The sequence below is a fragment of the Salipiger sp. HF18 genome, assembly GCF_011806505.1.
GTDB lineage: Bacteria > Pseudomonadota > Alphaproteobacteria > Rhodobacterales > Rhodobacteraceae > Salipiger > Salipiger thiooxidans.
This window is the reverse complement of record NZ_JAATOS010000438.1, coordinates 1-3,318: the sequence shown is the minus strand read 5'-3', so window position 1 is coordinate 3,318 and position 3,318 is coordinate 1. Positions and strand designations below refer to the sequence as shown.

Sequence of the window (3,318 nt, the reverse complement as noted above, 5' to 3'; positions counted from 1 at the left end):
GTCGTCGGTGAGCTGCCACTCGGCGCCCTCGGCGGTGATCGAGTTCTGAGCGCCCACCACGAACTGCTGCATCTCCGGCGCCACCGAGGTTGCAAGCCCGTCCTGCATCCAGAAATCATGCTCGGACCGGCCGAGGAAGAAGGCGGCCTGCGGCAGGATCGCCTCGTCGAAATCGTCGCGGATGCCCCAGAGATGGTCGGGGTGGGCGTGGGTGATGACCACGTGGGTGATCGCCCCGGGATCGATCCCGGCGGCGCCGAGATTGGCCATCAGCCGTCCGGCGGTGTCGAGGAAGCGGTTGCCGGAGCCTACGTCGACCAGCACCGTGGCGTCGCCCAGTTCCACCAGCAGGTGGTTGGTATGGGAGTAGTTTGTCTCGGGCGAGAGGAAATGGCGCTCGAGGAAGCTGCGGACCTCGGCGGGGTCGGCGTTCACCCCCAGTCCGTTCGCGGGCAGTTGCAGCGAGCCGTCCGAGATCACCGTGAGCCTCGCCTCGCCGAGGGTGAAGGCGAAATGCGAGGGGTTGCCTGTGGCGGGGGCGCCGAGCTCGGCGCGCGCCACGGCGGGGGGGGGCCGTGGCCGGGCCCCCGGGGGCCCTGCGGGGGAGGTCCCGGGGGGGGGGGGGGGGGGGGGGGGGTGAGGATGGTCATGCGAAGCCTCCCTGATCGTCGCATCCATGAACAGATATGAATACGATAGCAGGGTCACGGCGAATGTCGCGTCAAATCTCCCGCGTGCGGAGGCGGGCGGTCAGGTCGCGCGCAGGAGCGTCACATGGGTGTCGCCGTAGCGGCGGTCCTCGAGCGGGGTGAAGCCTTCGGGCGCGAGCTGCGGGCCGTTTTCCTCCCAGACCACAAGCGCGCCGGGCGCCAGCCAGCCGCCGTCGCGGGCGGCGGCAAGGGCCTTGTCGCCGAGCGACTTTCCATAGGGCGGGTCGAGGAAGGCGAGGTCGCAGGGCGTCTCGGCGGGCGGCAGGCGGGTGGCGTCGCGGGCGATCACCCGGGTGCGGTCGGCGCAGCCCAGCAGGCGGATGTTGTCGCGCAGCAGCGACAGCGACTTGCGGCCGTCGTCGACGAAGCAGCAGGCGGCGGCGCCGCGCGACAGCGCCTCGAGCCCCAGCGCGCCGGTGCCGGCGAAGAGGTCGAGCACGCGCGCGCCCTCGAACGGGTCGCCGAAGCGCCCGCCCGCCAGCACGTTGAACAGGCTCTCGCGCACGCGGTCGGTGGTCGGGCGCAGGTGCGCGCGCGGGTCGCCCTTGCCCACTGCGGTCAGGGCGCGGCCGCGCCAGTCTCCGGCGATGATCCTCACTTGAGCAGGGTCTTCAGCTCGGTCGAGGGATCGGTCACGGTCTCGGGGTCGGCGGATTTCCCGGCCTCGATCAGGCGCTTGCCGACCATGTAGGCGCGGGGATCGTTCATCGCGTCGAGCGCCAGCAGGGTGCCGCCGGCGTAATACCAGTGCGAGACCGCCTCGTCGCTCCGGCGCACCACCACGCGGTCGTAGCCGGTGTTGAGCCCGGCGATCTGCAGCTTGATGTCGTACTGGTCGGACCAGAACCACGGCCTGGCCTCGTAGGCGCGGCCGGCGCCCATGATGTTGTCCGCCACCGCCTCGGCCTGGTCGATGGCGTTGCCGACGCTTTCCAGCCGCAGCTGCGCGCCGTGGTGGGGGAAGGAGGCGCAGTCGCCCGCCGCCCAGACGCAGGGCGCCGAGGTGCGGCCGGTGCTGTCGGTCCGGATGCCGTTCTCGATCTCGATGCCGGCGGACTCGGCGAGCTCGATCTCGGGGACGATGCCCACACCGGCGATGACAAAATCCACCGCGAGGGTGCTGCCGTCGGTGAGCTCGGCGCCGGTCACCTTGCCGTCGCGACCGGTGAGCCCGCCGAGGCCTACGCCTTCGCGGATGTCGACGCCGTGGCGGGCGTGGAGGGCGCGGAAGTAGTCGGCAGTCTCGGGCGCGGCGACGCGCTGCAGGATGCGCTCGGCCATCTCGACCAGCGTCACCCTGAGGCCGAGCTTCGAGGCCACCGCCGCGGCCTCGAGCCCGATGTAGCCGCCGCCGACGATGAGCACGCTGGCGCCCTCGGTGAAGCGCGGTTTCATCGCGTCGACGTCGGCGATGCCGCGCACCGCGTAGACGCCGTCGAGATCGCCGCCGATGGCCGCGGGCAGGCGGCGGGGGGTGGAGCCGGTGCAGAACACCAGGTCGTCCCACGCGATCTTGCGCCCGTCGGCGATCAGCGTCTTGCCGACCGTGTCCACGGCGGTCACCGGTGCGTTCAGCACCAGCTCGATGTTCTGCTCGTCGTAGTAGGCGCGGGGGCGCAGGAACAGGCGCTCTTCCTCCATCTCGCCCAGCAGGTAGGCCTTGGAGAGTGGCGGGCGCTGGTAGGGCGGAACCGGCTCGGCGCCGATCAGCGTGATGCCCCCCTCGAAGCCCTTGGCGCGCAGCCGCGCCACCAGCGAGGCACCGGCCTGTCCGCCCCCGATCACCACCACGTCGCCCATGTCCCGCCTCTCTGTTTTTCCGTTGGCTCAAGTTGCGCGCAGCCTATATCCCTGAGCTTGCGAAACGCAATCTAGGGAGACGCGCGACATGGCCATTTCCAAGGGAGACACCCTTCCGGGCGCCACGCTGGTGCAGATGGGTGAGAACGGACCCGAGCAGGTGAAGCTCGAAGACAAGCTTTCCGGCCGCAAGGTGGTGATCTTCGCCGTTCCCGGCGCCTTCACGCCCACCTGCCACTCGGCCCACGTTCCGAGCTTCATCCGTACCAAGGACCAGTTCGCCGGCAAGGGTGTGGACGAGATCATCTGCGTCTCGGTCAACGACCCCTTCGTGATGAAGGCATGGGGTGAGGCGACCGGTGCGACCGAGGCCGGGATCACCATGCTGGGCGATCCCGAGAGCGCCTTCACCAAGGCCATCGGCATGGATTTCACCGCCCCGCCCGCAGGGCTCATGGCGCGCTCGAAGCGCTACGCGATGCTGGTCGAGGACGGCACCGTCACGCTCTTCCACGCCGAGGCGAGCCCCGGCGAGTGCGAGATCTCCGCGGGCGAGAGCCTGCTCGAGGCGATGTGATCGCCCGAAGCTTTCGTTAGGCCACGTGGCGCGCCGGGTCAGCCGGCGCGCTTCAGATCCTCGATCATGGCGTCGAGATCGCCACGCCGCCGGTCGAGCATGGCACCGATCTCGGTCCGCTCGGTGAGCAGCATGTTCACGCCTTCCACGTACATGTTGTAGAAGCGCCCGGACTTCTCGCCGACGAAGAAGGTGACGTCGAAGGGCGACTGTCCGCGCAGCAGCGCCGTG

At 70.0% G+C, this 3,318-nt stretch carries 5 protein-coding genes; 1 reads left to right on the top strand and 4 read right to left on the bottom strand.

Annotated elements, in window-relative coordinates:
- The 3 genes from HC022_RS22005 to HC022_RS21995 all read right to left on the bottom strand — a co-directional run.
- On the bottom strand, window positions 1–561 hold a 561-nt coding region (locus HC022_RS22005), incomplete at its 3' end, for an MBL fold metallo-hydrolase (RefSeq protein ID WP_368484715.1).
- Window positions 562–750: 189 nt separating this feature from the next.
- Window positions 751–1,308 (bottom strand): 16S rRNA (guanine(966)-N(2))-methyltransferase RsmD, encoded by a 558-nt coding sequence (rsmD, locus tag HC022_RS22000; protein WP_167453834.1) that lies wholly within the window; start codon window positions 1,306–1,308, stop codon window positions 751–753.
- Window positions 1,305–2,510: an NAD(P)/FAD-dependent oxidoreductase gene (locus HC022_RS21995; protein ID WP_167453833.1), complete on the bottom strand. Its 1,206-nt coding sequence runs from the start codon at window positions 2,508–2,510 to the stop codon at window positions 1,305–1,307. The genes rsmD and HC022_RS21995 overlap by 4 nt, the downstream gene beginning before the upstream one ends.
- Before the next feature lie 88 nt (window positions 2,511–2,598).
- On the opposite strand from HC022_RS21995, the gene HC022_RS21990 reads away from it, so the two are divergent.
- Entirely contained in the window at window positions 2,599–3,087 is a 489-nt protein-coding gene (locus HC022_RS21990; RefSeq protein ID WP_008887234.1) for a peroxiredoxin, read from the top strand.
- A 38-nt stretch (window positions 3,088–3,125) separates the two neighbouring features.
- Here the strand turns inward: HC022_RS21990 and HC022_RS21985 are convergent.
- The coding region (locus tag HC022_RS21985; protein ID WP_167453832.1) for an ABC transporter substrate-binding protein at window positions 3,126–3,318 on the bottom strand (193 nt) is incomplete at its 5' end.

Coding starts and splice junctions, on each gene's coding strand:
- HC022_RS21995 (WP_167453833.1), bottom strand. CDS start 2,510: ATGGGCGACGTGGTGGTGATCGGGGGCGGACAGGCCGGTGCCTCGCTG.
- HC022_RS21990 (WP_008887234.1), top strand. CDS start 2,599: ATGGCCATTTCCAAGGGAGACACCCTTCCGGGCGCCACGCTGGTGCAG.